The sequence below is a fragment of the Psychrobacter muriicola 2pS genome, from assembly GCF_904846535.1.
GTDB lineage: Bacteria > Pseudomonadota > Gammaproteobacteria > Pseudomonadales > Moraxellaceae > Psychrobacter > Psychrobacter aquimaris.
In genome coordinates this window covers 357,770-375,404 of sequence record NZ_CAJHBC010000004.1, presented here as the reverse complement: position 1 = coordinate 375,404, position 17,635 = coordinate 357,770, and the positions used below count along the sequence as shown (strand labels likewise).

13 protein-coding genes are annotated in these 17,635 nt (G+C 42.4%); 3 read left to right on the top strand and 10 right to left on the bottom strand.

The features are described 5' to 3' along the window. Positions 1–189: 189 nt before the first annotated feature. The 10 genes from tsf to JMX93_RS08390 form a co-directional block, all read right to left on the bottom strand. Positions 190–1,074, bottom strand: a complete 885-nt coding sequence (gene tsf / locus JMX93_RS08435) for a translation elongation factor Ts (protein ID WP_499204435.1) — start codon at positions 1,072–1,074, stop codon at positions 190–192. 350 nt (positions 1,075–1,424) lie between these two features. Continuing rightward, positions 1,425–2,222: a 30S ribosomal protein S2 gene (gene rpsB / locus JMX93_RS08430; protein WP_499204434.1), complete on the bottom strand. Its 798-nt coding sequence runs from the start codon at positions 2,220–2,222 to the stop codon at positions 1,425–1,427. 362 nt (positions 2,223–2,584) lie between these two features. Then, entirely contained in the window at positions 2,585–3,034 is a 450-nt protein-coding gene (locus tag JMX93_RS08425; RefSeq protein ID WP_193013216.1) for a chemotaxis protein CheX, read from the bottom strand. Positions 3,035–3,075: 41 nt separating this feature from the next. Continuing rightward, positions 3,076–3,525 (bottom strand): chemotaxis protein CheX, encoded by a 450-nt coding sequence (locus tag JMX93_RS08420; protein ID WP_198332479.1) that lies wholly within the window; start codon positions 3,523–3,525, stop codon positions 3,076–3,078. A gap of 29 nt (positions 3,526–3,554) precedes the next feature. Next, a complete protein-coding gene (locus JMX93_RS08415) occupies positions 3,555–3,917 on the bottom strand; it encodes a response regulator (RefSeq protein ID WP_045443633.1) in 363 nt (120 codons plus the stop codon). Between the two features lie 62 nt (positions 3,918–3,979). Continuing rightward, the gene (locus JMX93_RS08410) at positions 3,980–6,184 is read right to left on the bottom strand and encodes an ATP-binding protein (RefSeq protein ID WP_499204433.1); all 2,205 of its coding nucleotides are present in this window, start codon (positions 6,182–6,184) and stop codon (positions 3,980–3,982) included. Between the two features lie 12 nt (positions 6,185–6,196). Further along, positions 6,197–7,081 (bottom strand): transporter substrate-binding domain-containing protein, encoded by an 885-nt coding sequence (locus tag JMX93_RS08405; RefSeq protein ID WP_496190773.1) that lies wholly within the window; start codon positions 7,079–7,081, stop codon positions 6,197–6,199. 357 nt (positions 7,082–7,438) lie between these two features. Then, the gene (locus JMX93_RS08400) at positions 7,439–8,698 is read right to left on the bottom strand and encodes a multidrug effflux MFS transporter (RefSeq protein ID WP_193013220.1); all 1,260 of its coding nucleotides are present in this window, start codon (positions 8,696–8,698) and stop codon (positions 7,439–7,441) included. A 252-nt stretch (positions 8,699–8,950) separates the two neighbouring features. Further along, positions 8,951–9,763 carry a crotonase/enoyl-CoA hydratase family protein gene (locus JMX93_RS08395; protein ID WP_443214828.1) on the bottom strand — a complete coding sequence of 271 codons (813 nt, stop codon included), beginning with the start codon at positions 9,761–9,763 and terminating at the stop codon, positions 8,951–8,953. Positions 9,764–9,924: 161 nt separating this feature from the next. Further along, positions 9,925–13,458, bottom strand: a complete 3,534-nt coding sequence (locus JMX93_RS08390) for an ATP-binding protein (RefSeq protein WP_499204432.1) — start codon at positions 13,456–13,458, stop codon at positions 9,925–9,927. 496 nt (positions 13,459–13,954) lie between these two features. On the opposite strand from JMX93_RS08390, the gene cysM reads away from it, so the two are divergent. From cysM to rlmD, 3 genes are all read left to right on the top strand, one after another. Beyond that, positions 13,955–14,929 (top strand): cysteine synthase CysM, encoded by a 975-nt coding sequence (gene cysM / locus JMX93_RS08385; protein ID WP_499204431.1) that lies wholly within the window; start codon positions 13,955–13,957, stop codon positions 14,927–14,929. A 60-nt stretch (positions 14,930–14,989) separates the two neighbouring features. After that, positions 14,990–15,814 (top strand): 3'-5' exonuclease, encoded by an 825-nt coding sequence (locus JMX93_RS08380; RefSeq protein ID WP_193013224.1) that lies wholly within the window; start codon positions 14,990–14,992, stop codon positions 15,812–15,814. Between the two features lie 88 nt (positions 15,815–15,902). Continuing rightward, a complete protein-coding gene (gene rlmD / locus JMX93_RS08375; protein WP_499204430.1) occupies positions 15,903–17,444 on the top strand; it encodes a 23S rRNA (uracil(1939)-C(5))-methyltransferase RlmD in 1,542 nt (513 codons plus the stop codon). Positions 17,445–17,635: the final 191 nt, after the last annotated feature.

Here is a 17,635-nt window from a genome sequence, read left to right as displayed (position 1 = left end):
TGAATCCAAACGTAAAAAAGCCCGTTAATATAATTAACGGGCTTTTTTGTGCTAAGGCACTTTATCTATTAATTTATAACCTATCTTGTCATATTTTTTGCGTTCGATACAAGATTAATAATAAAGCTGATCGGTGAGTACCAAACTAAAAGTTTAGTACTCACCGTGATTCTTAGCAGAGTTTAAAAATTACTTGTTAGCCAGTGCTTGTGTTGCAGCAACTTCAGCAGCGAAGTCTTCTTGCTTTTTCTCGATGCCTTCACCAACTTCTAGACGTTTGAAAGCAAGTACTTTTACGCCTTCAGCTTTTAGTACATCACCAACTTTCTTCTCGTTGTCCATAACATATGGCTGACGCAATAAAGTAACTTCTTCTAGGTACTTACGTAGGCCACCTTCGATCATTTTTTCAACGATGTTATCAGGCTTGCCAGACTCACGAGCTTTTGCTTCGATGATGTCTTTTTCACGCGCTAATAAATCAGCAGCGACGTCTTCGTCATCAACCGCAACTGGGTTAAACGCAGCGATATGCATGGCAAGGTTTTTGCCAGTATCTGCGTTGCCGCCTTCAAAAGATACCACAACACCAATACGTAGACCATGACGGTATGAAGCAAGGTTGCTACCTTCTAATACTTCAACTCGGCGTACTTGGATATTTTCGCCGATTTTTTGTACCAAAGATACACGAGCTTCTTCAACAGTCTGACCATTACCATAAGGCAATTCAGCGATAGCGGCTACGTCAATCACATTGTTTTCTAGTGCAATGTTCGCTACTGCTTCTGCAAATGCCGTAAAGTTTTCGTCTTTTGCAACGAAGTCAGTTTGGCAATTTACTTCTAATAAGAATGCTTTGTTATCGCCTTGAGCGATGATGATAGCGCCGTCAGCTGCAATGTTACCAGCTTTTTTAGCAGCTTTTGCTTGACCAGATTTACGTAGGTTATCAATGGCAGTTTCGACATCGCCGTTTGATTCTTCTAACGCTTTTTTACATTCCATCATGCCAAGACCAGTACGGTCACGCAATTCTTTTACCATTTTGGCAGATACTTTTACTTCTGACATAAGAGTTACCTTTTATTATGTATGTGAGTATTGTTATGTATGGGAGTGCTTAATTTCTATAGGATATATCTTTGCTATCTATTAGTACTATATCGCTCTTATAGTAATGGAAGCACTTATGGTTGATCGTGATAACAGACATCATTGTAATAATAGATATTATGCATCACGAGGGCATACATAAGCGATAATACTCGCTTATTAACGAGTGTTCCATCAACAATAAGGCATGACGAGTAAAACTACATCATGCCTATTGTGAGCTTATACGCTGTTAATAACTTGATATGGATGCAGATAGCGTAACTATCAAGCTATCCTTACAAAGTTAAACCTTTTGGGTCAGCCAATTATTCTGCTGGAGTCGCCGCTTCTTCTGCTTTGGCTTCAGCTGGTGCTTCTTCAGTAGCAGGTGCTTCTTGCTCAGCTTTGCCGCCTGCTTGAGTCTGTGCGTATTCTTTACCAGCGATAATCGCATCAGCCATAGAAGTCACATACAAGGTCACAGCACGGATAGCATCATCGTTTGCTGGGATGATGTAATCAACGTTATCTGGGCTAGAATTCGTATCAACGATACCGATAACTGGGATACCTAGATTTTTAGCTTCTTTGATAGCAATCGCTTCATGATCTACGTCTACAACGAAGATTGCGTCAGGTAGGCCGCCCATATCTTTAATACCACCTAGTGAACGCTCAAGTTTTTCCATATCGCGAGTACGCTCTAACGCTTCACGCTTAGTAAGCTTGGCGAAAGTACCGTCTTCTGCTTGCTTTTCAAGCTCTTTTAGACGATTGATTGACTGGCGAAGTGTTTTCCAGTTAGTCAACATACCACCTAACCAGCGATGGTCAACGTATGGCATGCCAGCGCGGGTAGCTTGTTCACGGATGATGCCGCTTGCAGCGCGTTTCGTACCAACAAACAATACTTTGTTTTTCTTAGCAGCTAGGCCGTTTACGTAAGTCAATGCTTCGTTAAACGCTTTTACTGTGTGCTCAAGGTTGATGATGTGAATCTTGTTACGGGCACCAAAGATGTATGGTCCCATTTTTGGGTTCCAAAAACGTGTTTGGTGACCAAAGTGAGCGCCGGCTTGTAGTAAGTCGCGCATTTCGATTTTGGTTGGATTCTTTGTAGACATATGAAATTCCTATTGGTTGGGTTATGCCTCCACATCACAAAAACTGCCTATCTAGCGACACGCATCTGCTAACGGTTAATGTTTATTGGGACAGCACTAACTTTTTTGCAAATTAATCAAGTCGCCAAACACCCAGCAATTTTTTGCCATGATGTGTGTGTCATTGGTTGGTTTAAAAAATTGAGCCATATATATAATTAGAACTTAAAAAATAATACTAAATTATAAAAATAGCTGCGCTGTATTTTATCATAAAATACTCAGCGACTGCTAGTGCTATTATTCTGTTTAAGTAGATGATAACGCATAAAAAAACGACGCATTAACGTCGTTTTTTTACTTAATAAGTGAGCAGCTGTAGATTAAGCGATACAGATACCAATGACCGCTTTGTAACCACGCCACGTAAATGGTGTGACATAACTTTGACGATCTTTTGGCAAATAAGACACGCTTGGTGCGCTTTCAACGATATGTGGCGGAGAGATAATAAACTCCGAGCCAAACTCCGTACGAGCATTACCAGAGATAGTGTTGGCCATCTCACCCAACAAATCTTTCATCATCGTGATTGATGAGTCAGGCTCGCCCATTACTTTTATGACCTCTCGCAACATCACGCTTGGCGCACTCACATACACACAGCCTCCGATAGGTCCTGATATCTCGATAACACCACTATAATCATAACCAACAGCACTCTTGTTATGATTTAAATAAGGGGTATCAATGGACACTTCTGAGCCATCAATTTGTGCAAAAAATGCATTGATTGAGCTCAGAAACACACCCAATTTTTCTACTTTAACCATAATATATTAATATCCATCTTTATGACGCGGTGGCAGCAACGTTAATCCTGCAAACAGACCACAATCTCGCCTATTTGCGAGTTCCAAGTGATGGGAATGATAAAAGAACGCTCATCATTCGGCAACACAATACTTTGTGGAGAGCCTTTAAATACAAACGGCACAGAAATATGGAACTCTGAGCCAAACTCTTTACGCGCATTGCCTGCGATAGTGTTGGCCACTTCACCAGCCAAATCGATGTAGTTTTCATCACTCTTATCGGTTTCACCCATGCTATCCAATATTGAAGACAGTAAATCACGGGTTGCCGAAAAATACACCACGCCTTTTTGTCCACCCGATATACCGATCACACCCGTATAATCATGGACTTTTGGCTGTTTGTTCTCTAACAGATATGGGGTGTCAGCGACAAGCTCCTCCCCCCCAAACTGATTAAAGTAGTTACTAATAATACTTAAAAAAATCTGTAGCTTTTGTTCTTTCATAATGACATCTACTTAAGTCGTTGAATGGTTTAGTCTTGCATCAGCTCATACAAGGACTCTACAAGCTCTTCTTCTGAAAAAGGCTTGCACAAAAATCCGCTGGCACCCAACGACAATGCTTCAATGCCAGTGGCTTTATCAGACAGGGCTGACACCACTAAAATACGTACTTCAGGATCAATCGCAATGATTTTCTCAATGCATTCAAGTCCGTCCATTTGCGGCATGGTCAAGTCCATGGTGATTACATCAGGACGATGTACATTGAATTTTTCGATGGCTTGAACACCACTGGTTGCCGTCGCAACCAGCATAAACTGCCCTGAATCGTACGCGCGTTGAATACGATTTCTAATAATATTTGAATCATCAACAATCATTAACTTATGCATAACTGATCTATTACCTTTAATGAAGTGCTTGTCATCCTTGACAATATACCTGCTGTTTCTAATTAAGCTTTTGGTAAAGTAATAACAAACCGTGTCATCTGACCGAATTCGCTGTTTACATTAAGCTTGCCATCATAATCTTTTACTTTTGCTTTAATGATATCGAGACCGACACCGCGTCCACCATCTTCATCTGCGTGTTCTTTAGTAGAAAAACCCGAAGAAAACAGTTGTTTGAGCAGATCGCTTTGACTGAGCTGGCTGGCTTCTTCAGTACTAAAACGACCTTCTTTGCTTAACTTGGCACGAATACTGTCATAATCAATACCTTGACCATCATCTTGCACCATCAGCATGAAATCTGAGCCGTTGTCTTTTAATTCTAAATCAATCGTTCCTACCGCGGCCTTACCAGTCGAATGACGGACGCTTGGTGCTTCAATACCATGCACTACAGCATTACGTAGCAACTGAATGCTAATCTCTTTAATCGGCTTTGCAAGATGTGCTGGTATGTCCGCTTGCATCAACGTATTACTCTTTAGCTCTACTTGCTTGCCTTGTCTTGCGGCGATATCTTTTGCAAATGCTTTATAAAAAGAAAGCTGATCATCAGTCGCTTTATTATCCAGATCGATATTCTGACCACCACCGGTATCTATGCTACCGATTGAAGGATTTGATGCCTGACTTTCAGTCACCACCGTTTTTGGCATACTATTTTGAGTAGCATTGTCATCTACCCCCTTTGCAGTTGGCGCAGGTGCTGAACGGTTAATACGCTCACCCAAGGTCGCAATAGTATTTGATAGGCTTAATAAGTCATCTAAATGTACCGCCAATGGTAGGAAATCATTACCCGACAGCTGACCTTGATTTTGCAACGCGTGCAGTTTGTCTTCCGCATCTGAGGCAATCTTGGTAAAGCTATGCAGTTTCAGAGCAGAAGCTTCACCTTTTAAGCTATGCATTTCGCGATAGATGGCTTTTAGTTTGCCTTCAAGCTCGTATTGCGAACTACCAGGATTTTTCAAAATATTGTTCATCTTCTCAATATGCATCTGAGTATTATCAATAAACTCATTAATAATCTTTGGATTTACATTCAGAATAGTGGTGAGCATCTCAATCTGCATATCATTTTGCGAACGCTCTTTTTCTAGACGTTGCTCTAGGTAAACAGCATCTGATACATCGTTGACGTTAACCAAAATACGGGCAATGTCTTTGTTGTCATAAACACGTGAGAACTTAAAGTCTAAGAAGCGATTATTCTGTGCTTTATCTCCAGAAGCATTGTGTAACATGACCTTATGCAACGGATTGAGAGAATCCACCAGTTTTTCTTTGACTCGTGGATTATAGAGCTGTTCAATAAATTGCTGTGTGGTTTTCAGATCTTTATCAGAAATACGACCACGTAAAACGTTGGTAAAGTTCTCTCCTGCCAAGCTATCGGCACCGATAATATCATTCAGTGCGCGAGAATGCTGCTGACCAATACTTAAATCTTTATCAAGCAAGAATAGTCCTGTATTTACTGTTTCCATAATCTCTTGCGTTTCACGACGGGCCGCGAACGCTTCAGCATCCGTCTCACGTAAACGACGCACAAAGAAGAATACAAAGATCAAGAAGTACGTAAAGACAGCAGCAACACCAAGTACCTGAATAAGACGAATAGTAGTCGCCTGACGCTCTGCACTGTTGAACACGTCTTTAGTAAGATTGTCTAACGAATCGTTAACCAATAGACTTGATGTCTTTGCTTGCTCAACGGCTTGGATCAGATCATCTTCAGAGGAAACCATAATATTATCAGCATCTTTGAGATATGCTTGAATCTTAGGTTCTAACGCTTTCCACTGCTCCTTAGCAGCGGTAATGTTTGCTTGTGCATTGCTATCAATCTTCGGCAGATCATAAGTCTTGCCATCAACATCAGTGATCGTCGCACCTTGCTCAATGGCCGCAATAGAGCTAGTAATCAACGCAGTATTTTGCTCTAAACGGCTCAGCACTCGTTGTATGTGTGGAGAGTTGGTATCTTCACCATAACTATTATCTAAGTCAAAAAGATCCTTAATTACTGCCTGCGCGCTATTAGCGACTTGGTTGGTCTGGTCAATTAAAGCGGTGTTTCTTTCTAATAAATTTGAGGTATAAAACGTAAATGCTAACAAGGCACCGATGAGCGATAAAAAAAGTGCAATTGAAATGATCAGACCTTGATAGCGCTTATTGTCAACATTGGAGGTGGTTGCCATCTTCAGAGTTCCTTAGTTCAATTGCGTAGTATTAGTATCAGAGTTGCTCTTATCAGCAGATGCAGGTACAGCTTCACCTAACCAGCGCTCTTCAATTTCTTTAAATGTCCCTTTTTCTTTTAGTTTAGCAATACCTTCATTAACCGTATTAATCAACTGAGTATTTTCTTTTGCCATTAGTACTACTTGTTGCGCTGAAGGCGCGTCTGCCGCTTCATAAGGTACAATCTTCACTTTATGCTCTGGATAACCTTTTATGATGTACTGCAACACTGGCATGTCGTATAAGAAAACATCAGTCTTACCTTGTATTAAGTCCTGATAAGCCAAAAATGCAGTGGATCTTGAAACCAACTCAACCGAGTTACCCATCTGTTTTAGAGTATCTTCTTCTTTAGAACCTGCCAAAGTACCGGTTTTTAGACCCTTTATATCGTCTAGTCCTTTTATATCAAACTTACCTTCCAAGTACATGATGGTAGCTGGGTTAAAAAAGTAAGGCGTTGATAGACCATATCTTACCGCTCGATCGTCTTTATAAGAAATACCAGAAATAGCTAAATCACGTTTTCCCGACTCCACGCTATCAAACATATCTTGCCAAGTTTCTTTATAAAACTCGACCTTAAAGCCTTGCTCTTCTCCAATAGCTCTAATGGAGTCAACGTCAGTGCCTTGCATGTTGCCATAGTCATCTTGAAATGAGAAAGGCGGTAAATCACCTGTCATGGCGACCTTTAATGTTGGCGCCGTGTCAGGCAGATTACTAACAAAGCTGTCTTTATTTTCTGTTACTGGCGTACCAGTCGCATTGGCATTTTCTTGAGTGGAAGAATTACCGCAGCCAAACAGGCCAACACTCAATACAATTGGTAACACTCGATATAACTGCATCATAATCTACCCTTAAAGCTTCACGTGGTTGTACAATTTAATAAATGAGGATTCAGAAAGGTAATGTAATATCTTAACAATATTTTTTTACACAAAGTTACGTTAGATAATACTTACCTAATTTTACAATTGCAATAATAATGTTTAGTTATTACGTACAATTTGTTGTATATGGCAAATAAAGGATATTAATGTCTTACATAAGTCTATTAATATATTATCGAAATCGTAATATAGCCTTGTTTCATAAGAAGTTTTATACAAATAACAGAATGAAAAAGACACAAAAAAAAGCATTTATACAAAGTAAATGTATAAATGCTTTTTAAAATCCAGCAAAAGAATAGTTAAGCTTCTAGCTTATTCCGCATCATCAAGATTCAAATTACGGTCTATCTGCCAGACTAAAAAGGAACCAAGACTCATCAGTGCAAACATGGCAATACCAATTTTGAGCACGGGATTAACTGGAAACAGGTTTAATAATAACCCACCAAAGATACCGACTGAAAACATGAGCGAGCCTTGTAGCGCACTTGCCATACCAGCTCGGCGTTTTTGAAACGCGAGCGCAATAGCAGAAGCATTTGGCTGGGTTAGACCTAAGCCTGCGATACAGAAGAAAATACAGGCGAGTACCAATGGCAACCAAGCATCAGTACCCAAAAATAGACCTATTATAAATAGCACGCCTGCAGAAATAACCTGCATCATCGCACCAAAGCGCAAAATACTCAAAATGCGAAAGCGATTAGTGAGCCACTGGTTCAGTTGAGTTAGAGCCACAAAACCAGCAGCATTCATCCCAAACAGCCAACCAAAATGTGTCGCTGAGACGCCATAAGTATCCATAATCAGCTCAGAGGCCGAGCTGATATAGACAAACATTGCCCCCATCAATAGACCACCACCAATCGCTGGATAATTAAAGGTTGGATCTTTCAATAAATCCCAGTACTGGCTAAGGACTTCTTTAGCAGGGCGCACATTGCGATTCTCTTCCGTTAATGTTTCAAAGAAGAAAAACTTAGTCAGCAATAAATTGAGCGTACCAAAGGCTGCCAAAAACCAAAAAATGGAGTGCCAGCTAAAAAACTGTAGAAATAGCGCACCAAGCGATGGCGCTAATATTGGTGCTAAGCCCATCACCAAAATCATAATAGAAAATGCTTTTGCGGTTTGTTTGGCAGTCAATCGATCACGAATTGCGGCACGGGTGACCACCGCGCCCACACAAGCGCCTAGTGCTTGCATGGTACGCCCAACAAATAATACATATTCGTTATCAGTGGTCGCACAAACAATTGAGGCGATGACATATAGCGTCATACCAATATACAAAGGCTTAACACGACCAACGCGATCACTAAAAGGGCCATAGAACAGCTGACCAAATACCAAGCCTAAAAAATAGGCAGGAACAGAGTTGGCCATAAAGGCTGTGGATACGCCAAAGTCATCAGCCATGGAGGGTAACGCTGGCAAATACATATCGATGGATAACGGCCCTACCGCTACGATAAGTCCAAGCATCATAATCCATGCAACAGGCAAATCAGCAGAGCGTACTCGCTCAGAAGCAATAGGTTTATTGGGTAGGGAAGATTTTGGAGCAGACATATTTAGACCATTTTATATAGGGATTATTATTTTATTATTCATACTATCTTTATTCTTGACGTTTCTTCTATGCTAAAAACAACGACTATTAACGACAATAGTGCACTTCTACATGTATCTATGCAAGCGGACAGTGTTATATCGCACTATCCGCTCTTATTTCAATAGAAACATGAAATTAACAAAACAAACCCCAACAACAATCAAACCAATATATCAAAATATGCCTAAAAATTTTGAATCCAAAATCTGTTAACGGAATTGCCGCTTGCCAAACACAGTACTGGCCTGCTTGGCTTTTCTCAGTGCAAGCTTGCGATTACGACCAAGCATCATTTTAAGCTGCCAAACTTTTTCTTTATATAAAGTAGTAGCTGGCTGTTGGAACATAGCGTTGACAACACGCTTACTCGCCAACACCGCATCAGGAGAGCGCTCTGCAAATTCGGCAGCGAGCTGTTGTGCTTGCTCAAGTGGCGTTTCACTACAATGGCTGACGAGCCCCAATACTTTGCCTTCACTGGCTGCAACGATACGCGCACTCATGGCAAGCTCTTTTAGGACATCTTCACGTACCACGCCAAACGCTGATTGCGTCAGACCCATGTCTGGTACTAACCCCCATTTAGCTTCCATAATAGACAGTTTGCAATCTGGATGACTGATGCGCACATCACAAGCCAGTGCTAGCTGGAGCCCTGCACCGATACAATAGCCTTCTAATACAGCAATGACCGGTACAGGCACATCGCGCCACACCAGACAAACACGCTGGAATGAGCTCTGCCATGGCTTTACCAGCTCCCAAACGGCGAACGCTTGATTTTTTGGATGATTCAAATCACCCAAGTCAATGCCTGCACAAAACGTGCCTTCAGCGCCATTGAGAATCACCGCACGTATCGTTTTGTCTTTACCAATGCGTTCTGCAACGGCAATCAACTCATTCACGACTTTAAAGCTCATAGCATTTTTTTTGTGTGGGCGATTCAACGTCACCGTGAGTATATTGTCGGTCATACTAACTTGTAAGGTTTCATATTGGTAAGTGGCAATCGCGTTCATAACAATCCTTATTGATGAATAAAATAGAAATGGCATCTAAGTATGATGCCAATACTTCTAAAGCTGATAGCAACAATATTAGCAGCCTTATTACGACGCTACCTCATCAATAACTGACTGCAACGATTCGATTAACCCTTAATATCATAAAATCATCAGTTCTAAATCATTTTCCATGTCATATCATTTTCACTCAAACGATGGTAATTGAGCTGAGGATAGGCTGACAAATCTAGCGCCTGCAAATTATTTAACGCTGTTATTAATGCGGCATAATATGGCTCAAGCATGGCAAACTGCGCAGGTGTGGTGTGCTGGACATTCAGCAAGCATTTATCTTCTAGGTCTTGACTGGCTTGACGTAATTGCGGCACACCCGTATAACGACTGCCGCCTAATATACGATGGGCAATTTGCGCCAGCATACTGCGATCACGGGCGTCCCAAGCTTGCGTCAGTGCCTGCTTTTCATCATTGATAGTATCAAGCATCATAATGATAAGCTTGGCTGCCAAGTCAGGCTTATTCGCTGAGCGGGTCAGCGCGTCTTGCCAGTCTAAAATAGCAAACCCATCACCCTCATTAGCCCCTAAATAATTATGGCTTAGATGGTGGTGACTGCTTTCCCAATTCTTTGTTTCTTGCTCATATCTGTTGGAATCTGTAGGCGTTGCCACTCCATCGTGAGCACTGTTTGTCGATTTTTCCGATGGATTTAATAGTGGCGTTTGTCCTTGTTTGTGTAAGCGCAAGTTCTCATAGCGTGGCTGGGTTTCGCGCGGTGTTTCGCGTCTATAGTCTTCGCGGGGTTGACTGTCTCGCAAGTAATTATCACGAATTTTCTTCAATGATAAAGGACGAGTTATTTTTTGCTCATTGCCTCCATCTGAGCCGCTATAACGATTATTTTCATCACCTTTCACCATAGGATAAGCAATGGTTGTAGAGTCCGAGGGCCACGTTGAATACGTTTCAGCCTCCCTATTCTGTAAATCGCTAGAGTGTGAATTCTCGTTTGATAACTCGAAGGTCTGCACATCAGTACTGTGCAGATTGGTATCAGGTAACGCTGTTAACTGCGGCATTGTCGTCGTGCGTCCAAGCCATTTTTGCAGCACTTGTAATAACTGAGGCTGGCTAATGGGCTTACCCACATAGTCATTGATGCCACTGGCTATCAGTTTGTCTCGCTCATCAGCCAAACCATGGGCAGTCAACGCAATAATCGGGATACGGCTATCATCATTTTCAATATTGCGAATTTGTCTTGCGGCTTCATGCCCTGACATACGCGGCATTTGGATGTCCATGAATATTAGATCAATATGATCTTTATCCTGAATAGCGACCTTATCCTCAGAATTCACCTCTTCATAAAGCGCACTACTTGATTTTTTGTTCACCTCATCGCGCGTTTCAGCTTTAGAGATTTGCGTTTTATTCGAAAGACTTTGCTTATCATTTTTCGTGGTTTTAATATTTTTGGTTTGTTGTTTGCTGATAATTTCTATTGCCTCAAACCCACTACTCGCTGTGATGACCTGAATACCAAGCTCACTAAGCAATGCATCCAGCACCAACAGATTGGGCAGATGATCGTCTACTGCCAGTACTGTTACCCCTTTCCAGCGTGGTTCTTGCACACTTTTTGTGGTACTGCGATTTTGGGTGTCGAGCATGGCATAAAGCTGTCTTTTGTCTAAAGGCTCATACAAAATATTGGCATGATAACGATTTAATAATGCTTGATCGGCGGCAACTTGATAGCCAAATACCGCAAGCTTACCTTGATAATGCAGACGAATCTGTTTGAGTAATGCCATCATATCGTCTTGGGTGTCATCATCGACGATGACCCAATCCCAATAGTTGCCACGCTCTTTTAATGACTCAAGTACGCCTGGTAAGGAGTTGGCTTGAGTCAATTTAATCGGCAGATATTGCAAGCTGGCTTTGAGCACTTGGATAGAGGCGGTATGATTGATCCATACCAATACATTAAACTCATCGGTCTCACTCGCCAGCGGAGCCAAGACTGGAAGCTCAATTGTCTGACCAGTAGCGGCTTCTAACACATCGACATGCGCTGGCATCCGAAACCAAAACGTCGCGCCCTGATTGGCAATATTCTCTTGCGCATTATCATGAAAGCCAATATCACCGCCCATCAGCCGCGTTAATTGCTTGGATATAACCAGACCTAACCCTGTGCCGCCATACTGACGAGTGATTGAAGGGTCACCTTGGCTAAAGCTTTGGAACAGCATCTTTTGATCGGCTAAAGAGATGCCCTTGCCGCTATCTTGCACACTAATCATGAGATAATTATCACGATGATCATCCAAGCTGACGCGCACCACTACATCGCCACTGTCAGTAAATTTAATTGCATTGCCCACGATATTGGTCAATACTTGCTTGAGGCGCAGGGCATCGCCATTGATGCGCATCGGCACGTCATTATAAAACAGCACCGCCATGCGCAGACCTTTTTCTGCGGATACGGGCGAAAGCATATCGACCACATCATAAATAGTGTCATAAAGGTCAAACTCATGACGGTCAAGTACCAGCTTGCCTGCTTCAATCTTAGAGAAATCCAAAACATCGTTAACCAAGGCGAGCAAGTGTGCCGATGACTTACGTATGGTTTGCACGTACAAATCTTGTTCGGGATTTAATTCACCATGCCTTGCCAGCAAATTGATAAAGCCATCGATACTGTTTAATGGCGTGCGCAGCTCGTGGCTGATATTGGCCAAAAATGCAGATTTGGCTTGACTGGTTGAAATTGCCGCATCACGCGCATTACGAATAGAGATGTTTTGCATTTCCATCTCATCAAACGCGAGGCGCAAATCATCCTCGGTTTGCTCGGCATGGTCTTTTAATTCCTGAAAGCTTCTATGCAGGCGGCGTAGCGTTTTGACCAAGTCTTGCTGTAATAGGTTCAGCTCACCATCTGATTCAACAGGAATAGGCTGATACAGATTGTCCACATGGGTACGCTGCAACTGCAAACGCAGCTCATAAATTGGTGCTATCCAGCGCTTTGAATAAATATTTAAACTCAGCAATAAAATCAAAATGGTGAACAAGCCGGTAATCACTAACGCCATGGCGATACGATAGCGGGCGATATAGAGTGGCTCGTTGTCCATATCGACGACCAGCCACAGTTTTTGTCCTTCAAACTCCCCTAACACACTGCCATAAGCAGTTCCAATAGGCGTTGGTTGCTGCGATAAAAACTTCTCTTTTGTGTCTATTGCAGGCCATGCTTCATTCAGTCCATAACCGACTGCGGCGAGAACTTGATTGCTTTCATTGATGATCGCAATACGCTGTACATGTTGCTCAGACTGCATACGACCCAGCTTATCTTGGATTTCCTCAAGCTTCGTGATGGTCGTTTGAGTGGCATCATCGGCACTGACTTCGCTATCCGCATTGGGTTCGCCGTCTGCTTGCTGACGCTCTTTCGCTAACAGCTCAGGGATTAGCTCTGCAATCGCTGGGGTATAACGAATCAGCACCGCCTCCGCCAATACTTCTTGTTCTGAATTGCTGGCACGCATGGTTTCGTAAAAGACCAAAATACCGCCCACCGCTGCCAAGATACAAATGGGTAAAAACACCAATATAATCAACTGACCATACGCACTGCTGGTATCAAAACGTTTTTTGTATGCCATACTAGCTTTACTCTCTACAGAAAATTGCACTATGAATCAATAGCGGCGGTAAGCAGTTTTAGCCAATAATAAAATTTTTAGGGGCTATTCTCATTTTAAAGCTATCCTCATCTCAAAAATGATAACTACACACTCATGATAAAATTTCGTGGTTACTTATTATTGCCGTACCTATATATTGCCATAACTATAACGCATTTCATTAATTATGGTGAATGGCTATGGCGAAAAGCATTTTAACTGTCCAACCCTTTTTAAACACCATTCATTTACCAAAATCTCTTGATGCCTTCAGCGTAGCCAAAAACAAAATGATATAATGACGCAACTTTTCATTTATTGCTATTTGGTTAAAGCGACAGAAATACCATTAACGACTAGATCATCCAATTAACTCGATGGCAGCCGTATCAAAATATTTATTCAAAAATCAAAATGACAATTAAAAATAAACGGTTATTTAAAAATCAATTTTAAAAATTAACAAGGATACTTTATGTCCGCAACGGCTATTTCCAACCCTAATTTCATTACTCAAGTCACCAAGCTTGCTGATTGCGTCGGTCAGACGCCATTGGTTAAATTACAGCGCTTACCTGAGCAAGAGCAACTGACCAATGGTGCTGTATTACTGGCCAAGCTTGAAGGTAACAATCCAGCGGGTTCTGTTAAAGATCGTCCTGCTTTTAATATGATCTATCAAGCAGAACAGCGCGGTGACATCAAGGCTGGTGACATGTTGATTGAAGCCACGAGTGGCAATACTGGTATCGCTTTAGCCATGGTCGCGGCGATGCGTGGCTATCCGATAACGCTGCTGATGCCAACCAATTCAACTCAAGAGCGCAAAGATGCCATGATTGCTTACGGCGCGACGTTGATCGAAGTCGATGAAGGCATGGAAGCAGCACGTGATTTGGCGCTGCAAATGCAAGCAAATGGCAAAGGCATCGTATTGGATCAGTTTAATAACCCTGATAACAGTCAAGCCCATTACCTGACCACAGGGCCTGAACTGTGGGCGCAAACCGAAGGTAAAATTACTCATTTTATTAGCTCAATGGGCACCACTGGTACCATTACCGGTGTATCGCAATACCTTAAAGAACAAAATCCAGATATCAAAATCATCGGACTACAGCCTGATGAAGAAGCTTCGATTGCTGGCATTCGTCGCTGGCCTGCGGCTTACATGCCAGGTATCTTTAACGCAGATTTGGTTGATGAAGTCATGGATGTGGATCAGCGTATCGCAGAAGTTTATATGCGCAAACTGGCCAAGACCGAAGGTATTTTCGCGGGGGTTTCATCAGGTGCCGCAGCATGGGCTGCCGTACAAGTCGGTAAAGAAAACCCTGATGCTGTCATCGCCTTTATTGTTTGTGATCGCGGCGATCGTTATTTGTCGACGGGTTTATACAATATTAACGACAACAATATTGACGACAGTAATGTCGATAACCGCACATAAATAAATTAATTAACGCACAGACAACGCTGCTCAGTTTAGTTGGTTTAATCAGGATTTCTTATGTCACAAGCTCTACCATCCGACCCTATATTGGTCTTTGATATCGAAACTGTCGCTGATACGGATGCGGCGCGCCGTATCTACCCGCAATTGGCAGATTTGAATGATGCAGATGCGTTGAGCGCACTCACAGCGCTTCGAATACAAGAAGCTGGGCATGACTTTATGCGCTTGCCACTGCAGCGTATCGTCTGTATCTCAGCTTTATATATCAAAGATGGCAAGTTGTCGTTGTTCTCATTGACCGCTGATAAATTTAGTGAAAAAGACATCCTTGCCAAATTTTTTCGAGCATTTAGTGATCTTGAAAAACTGCCACAGCTTATTAGTTGGAATGGCTCAGGTTTTGATATTCCTGTACTGATATATCGCGCTATGCAATACGATTTATCAGCGCCATGGTTATTTGAAGAAGGCGAGCGCATCAAAAACATGCGTTTTGATAATTACGTCAATCGCTTCCACACGCGTCACCTTGATTTGATGGACAGATTTAGCCAGTACGGTGCCAGCCGCCGCGAAGCCATGGACGTAGTGGCAAGCTTATATGGTCTGCCGGGTAAAACAGCCGTTGACGGTAGCATGGTTGGTGAGCTCGTCAGTACTAATGACTGGCAAACCTTATCGATATATTGCGAGTCTGACGTCATGAATACATGGCTCATCTATTTGCGCTGGTTACGTCTGACAGGACAGTTATCTTCACAAGGCTTTGACGCCTGGCAGCAGCAGAGCTACGACTATTTGGTAAAATATACCCAAGCGGATGGTCATGCTCGTCATCAAGACTTCATCGCTGATTGGTCATCTGCACCCACATCATAACAAATGAAGTTATAAGAAGGCGCGTTATAAGACATCGCGTTTATCCTCATTTTTTTAGTTATTTATCATTTATTATTAAGGCAGGTTTATGCAACCCACCGATTCAAAAACGTCTATAACCTCTGATGTTACACCACCGACGAGCGATACCCAAACGATTACTACTCCGCCTAATAAGAAAAAATCTAAGCCCTCATCAAAGACACGCCGCCGTCTAAAAGATGCAGAGCCGATTCCTTTTACCGTTGATAGATTGTCGCATGATGGTCGCGGTGTTGCCATCTATGGCAATGGTTTTGGGGTTGATGATGGCCACGCTGAAGACAAGCATGGCAAAACAGTCTTTGTCAGTTTTGCGTTGCCAGGTGAAAGCGCATTGGTCAAAATAACCAATAGCCGTGCCAGTTTTGAGGAAGGCGATGCAATCAGCATCACTGCCAATCCAAATCCTGAACGTGCTGTGCCGCCTTGCCCACATTTTGGCGTCTGCGGCGGCTGCAACTTGCAGCACTGGGAGCCAGAGGCACAAATAAACTTTAAGCAGTCCGTACTGGCCGAAATGTTGATGCATCAAGCCAATGTCGCGCCTGATAACTGGCTTGCACCAGTGGTTGGTGATCGTCTTGGTTATCGTACCAAAGCACGATTGGGCGTACGTTATGTCGTCAAAAAAGAAACTGCGCTTGTCGGCTTTCGTGAGCGCTCAAGTAACTTTTTAGCAGAATTAAATGAGTGTCATATTTTAGATCCAAGAATTGGTTTTGAGATTGAAAACTTAAAAACATTGATTAGTACGCTAGAGAGTCGTAACAAGATTGCCCAGCTTGAGTTGGCCATGGGTGAGGAAATACCTGAGCTGCCAGATGGTAATCAGCCCGTTGCCCTTATCGTGCGCAACTTAGAACCGCTGTCAGATGCTGATATAGACAAATTAAAAGTATTTTTTGCGGCGCGTAATTGGCAACTATATCTACAGTCGAAAGGCGCTGATAGCATCCAGCGTATTGCACTAACAGATGCTGATGATCTAAGCGAGCAATTTGGTCGTTTGTATTATCAACTGCCAGAATACGATCTGACTTTTGAGTTTATCCCGACAGATTTTACCCAAGTTAATCTGTCTGTGAATCGTCAAATGACCAAGCTTGCTTGTGATTTATTAGACTTAAAAGCAGGTGAACGCGTACTGGATTTATTCAGCGGTCTAGGCAACTTTAGCTTGCCACTCGCGCGTCTCGTTGGTGAGACGGGTTCTGTGGTCGGTGTTGAAGGCAGCGAAGCGATGACCGCACGTGCAGCCGATAACGCACGTCGCAATGGCATCAATAATACAGAATTTTATAGCCAAGATTTGACGCAAGACTGTACTGATAAACCTTGGGCCAATCAAGGTTTTGATGCGCTATTGATCGATCCACCGCGTTCTGGTGCTTGGGAAATTATGCAGTATTTGCCGAAATTTAATGCTGAGAGAATTGTTTACGTCTCTTGCAACCCTGCAACCCTAGCCCGCGATACAAAAGCATTGCTAGAACAAGGCTATCGTCTGACTGATGCTGGGGTAATGGATATGTTCTGTCATACCGGTCATGTTGAGTCCATCGCTCGTTTTGAAAAAGTAGCGGTTTGATTCTATTTTCCCTCACATCAGCGGTTCAGAATATTACATAGCCATCATAGAAGTCACCAGCACTGATATACCATTTGAATCAATCAGTGACAACAAATGATGGTTATTTATCCTGATTAACCGCAGACATTACATAGCCTCGCTTGATTTGTTACCTCAAAATGAGATAATAACAAACAATCTTCCTAGGC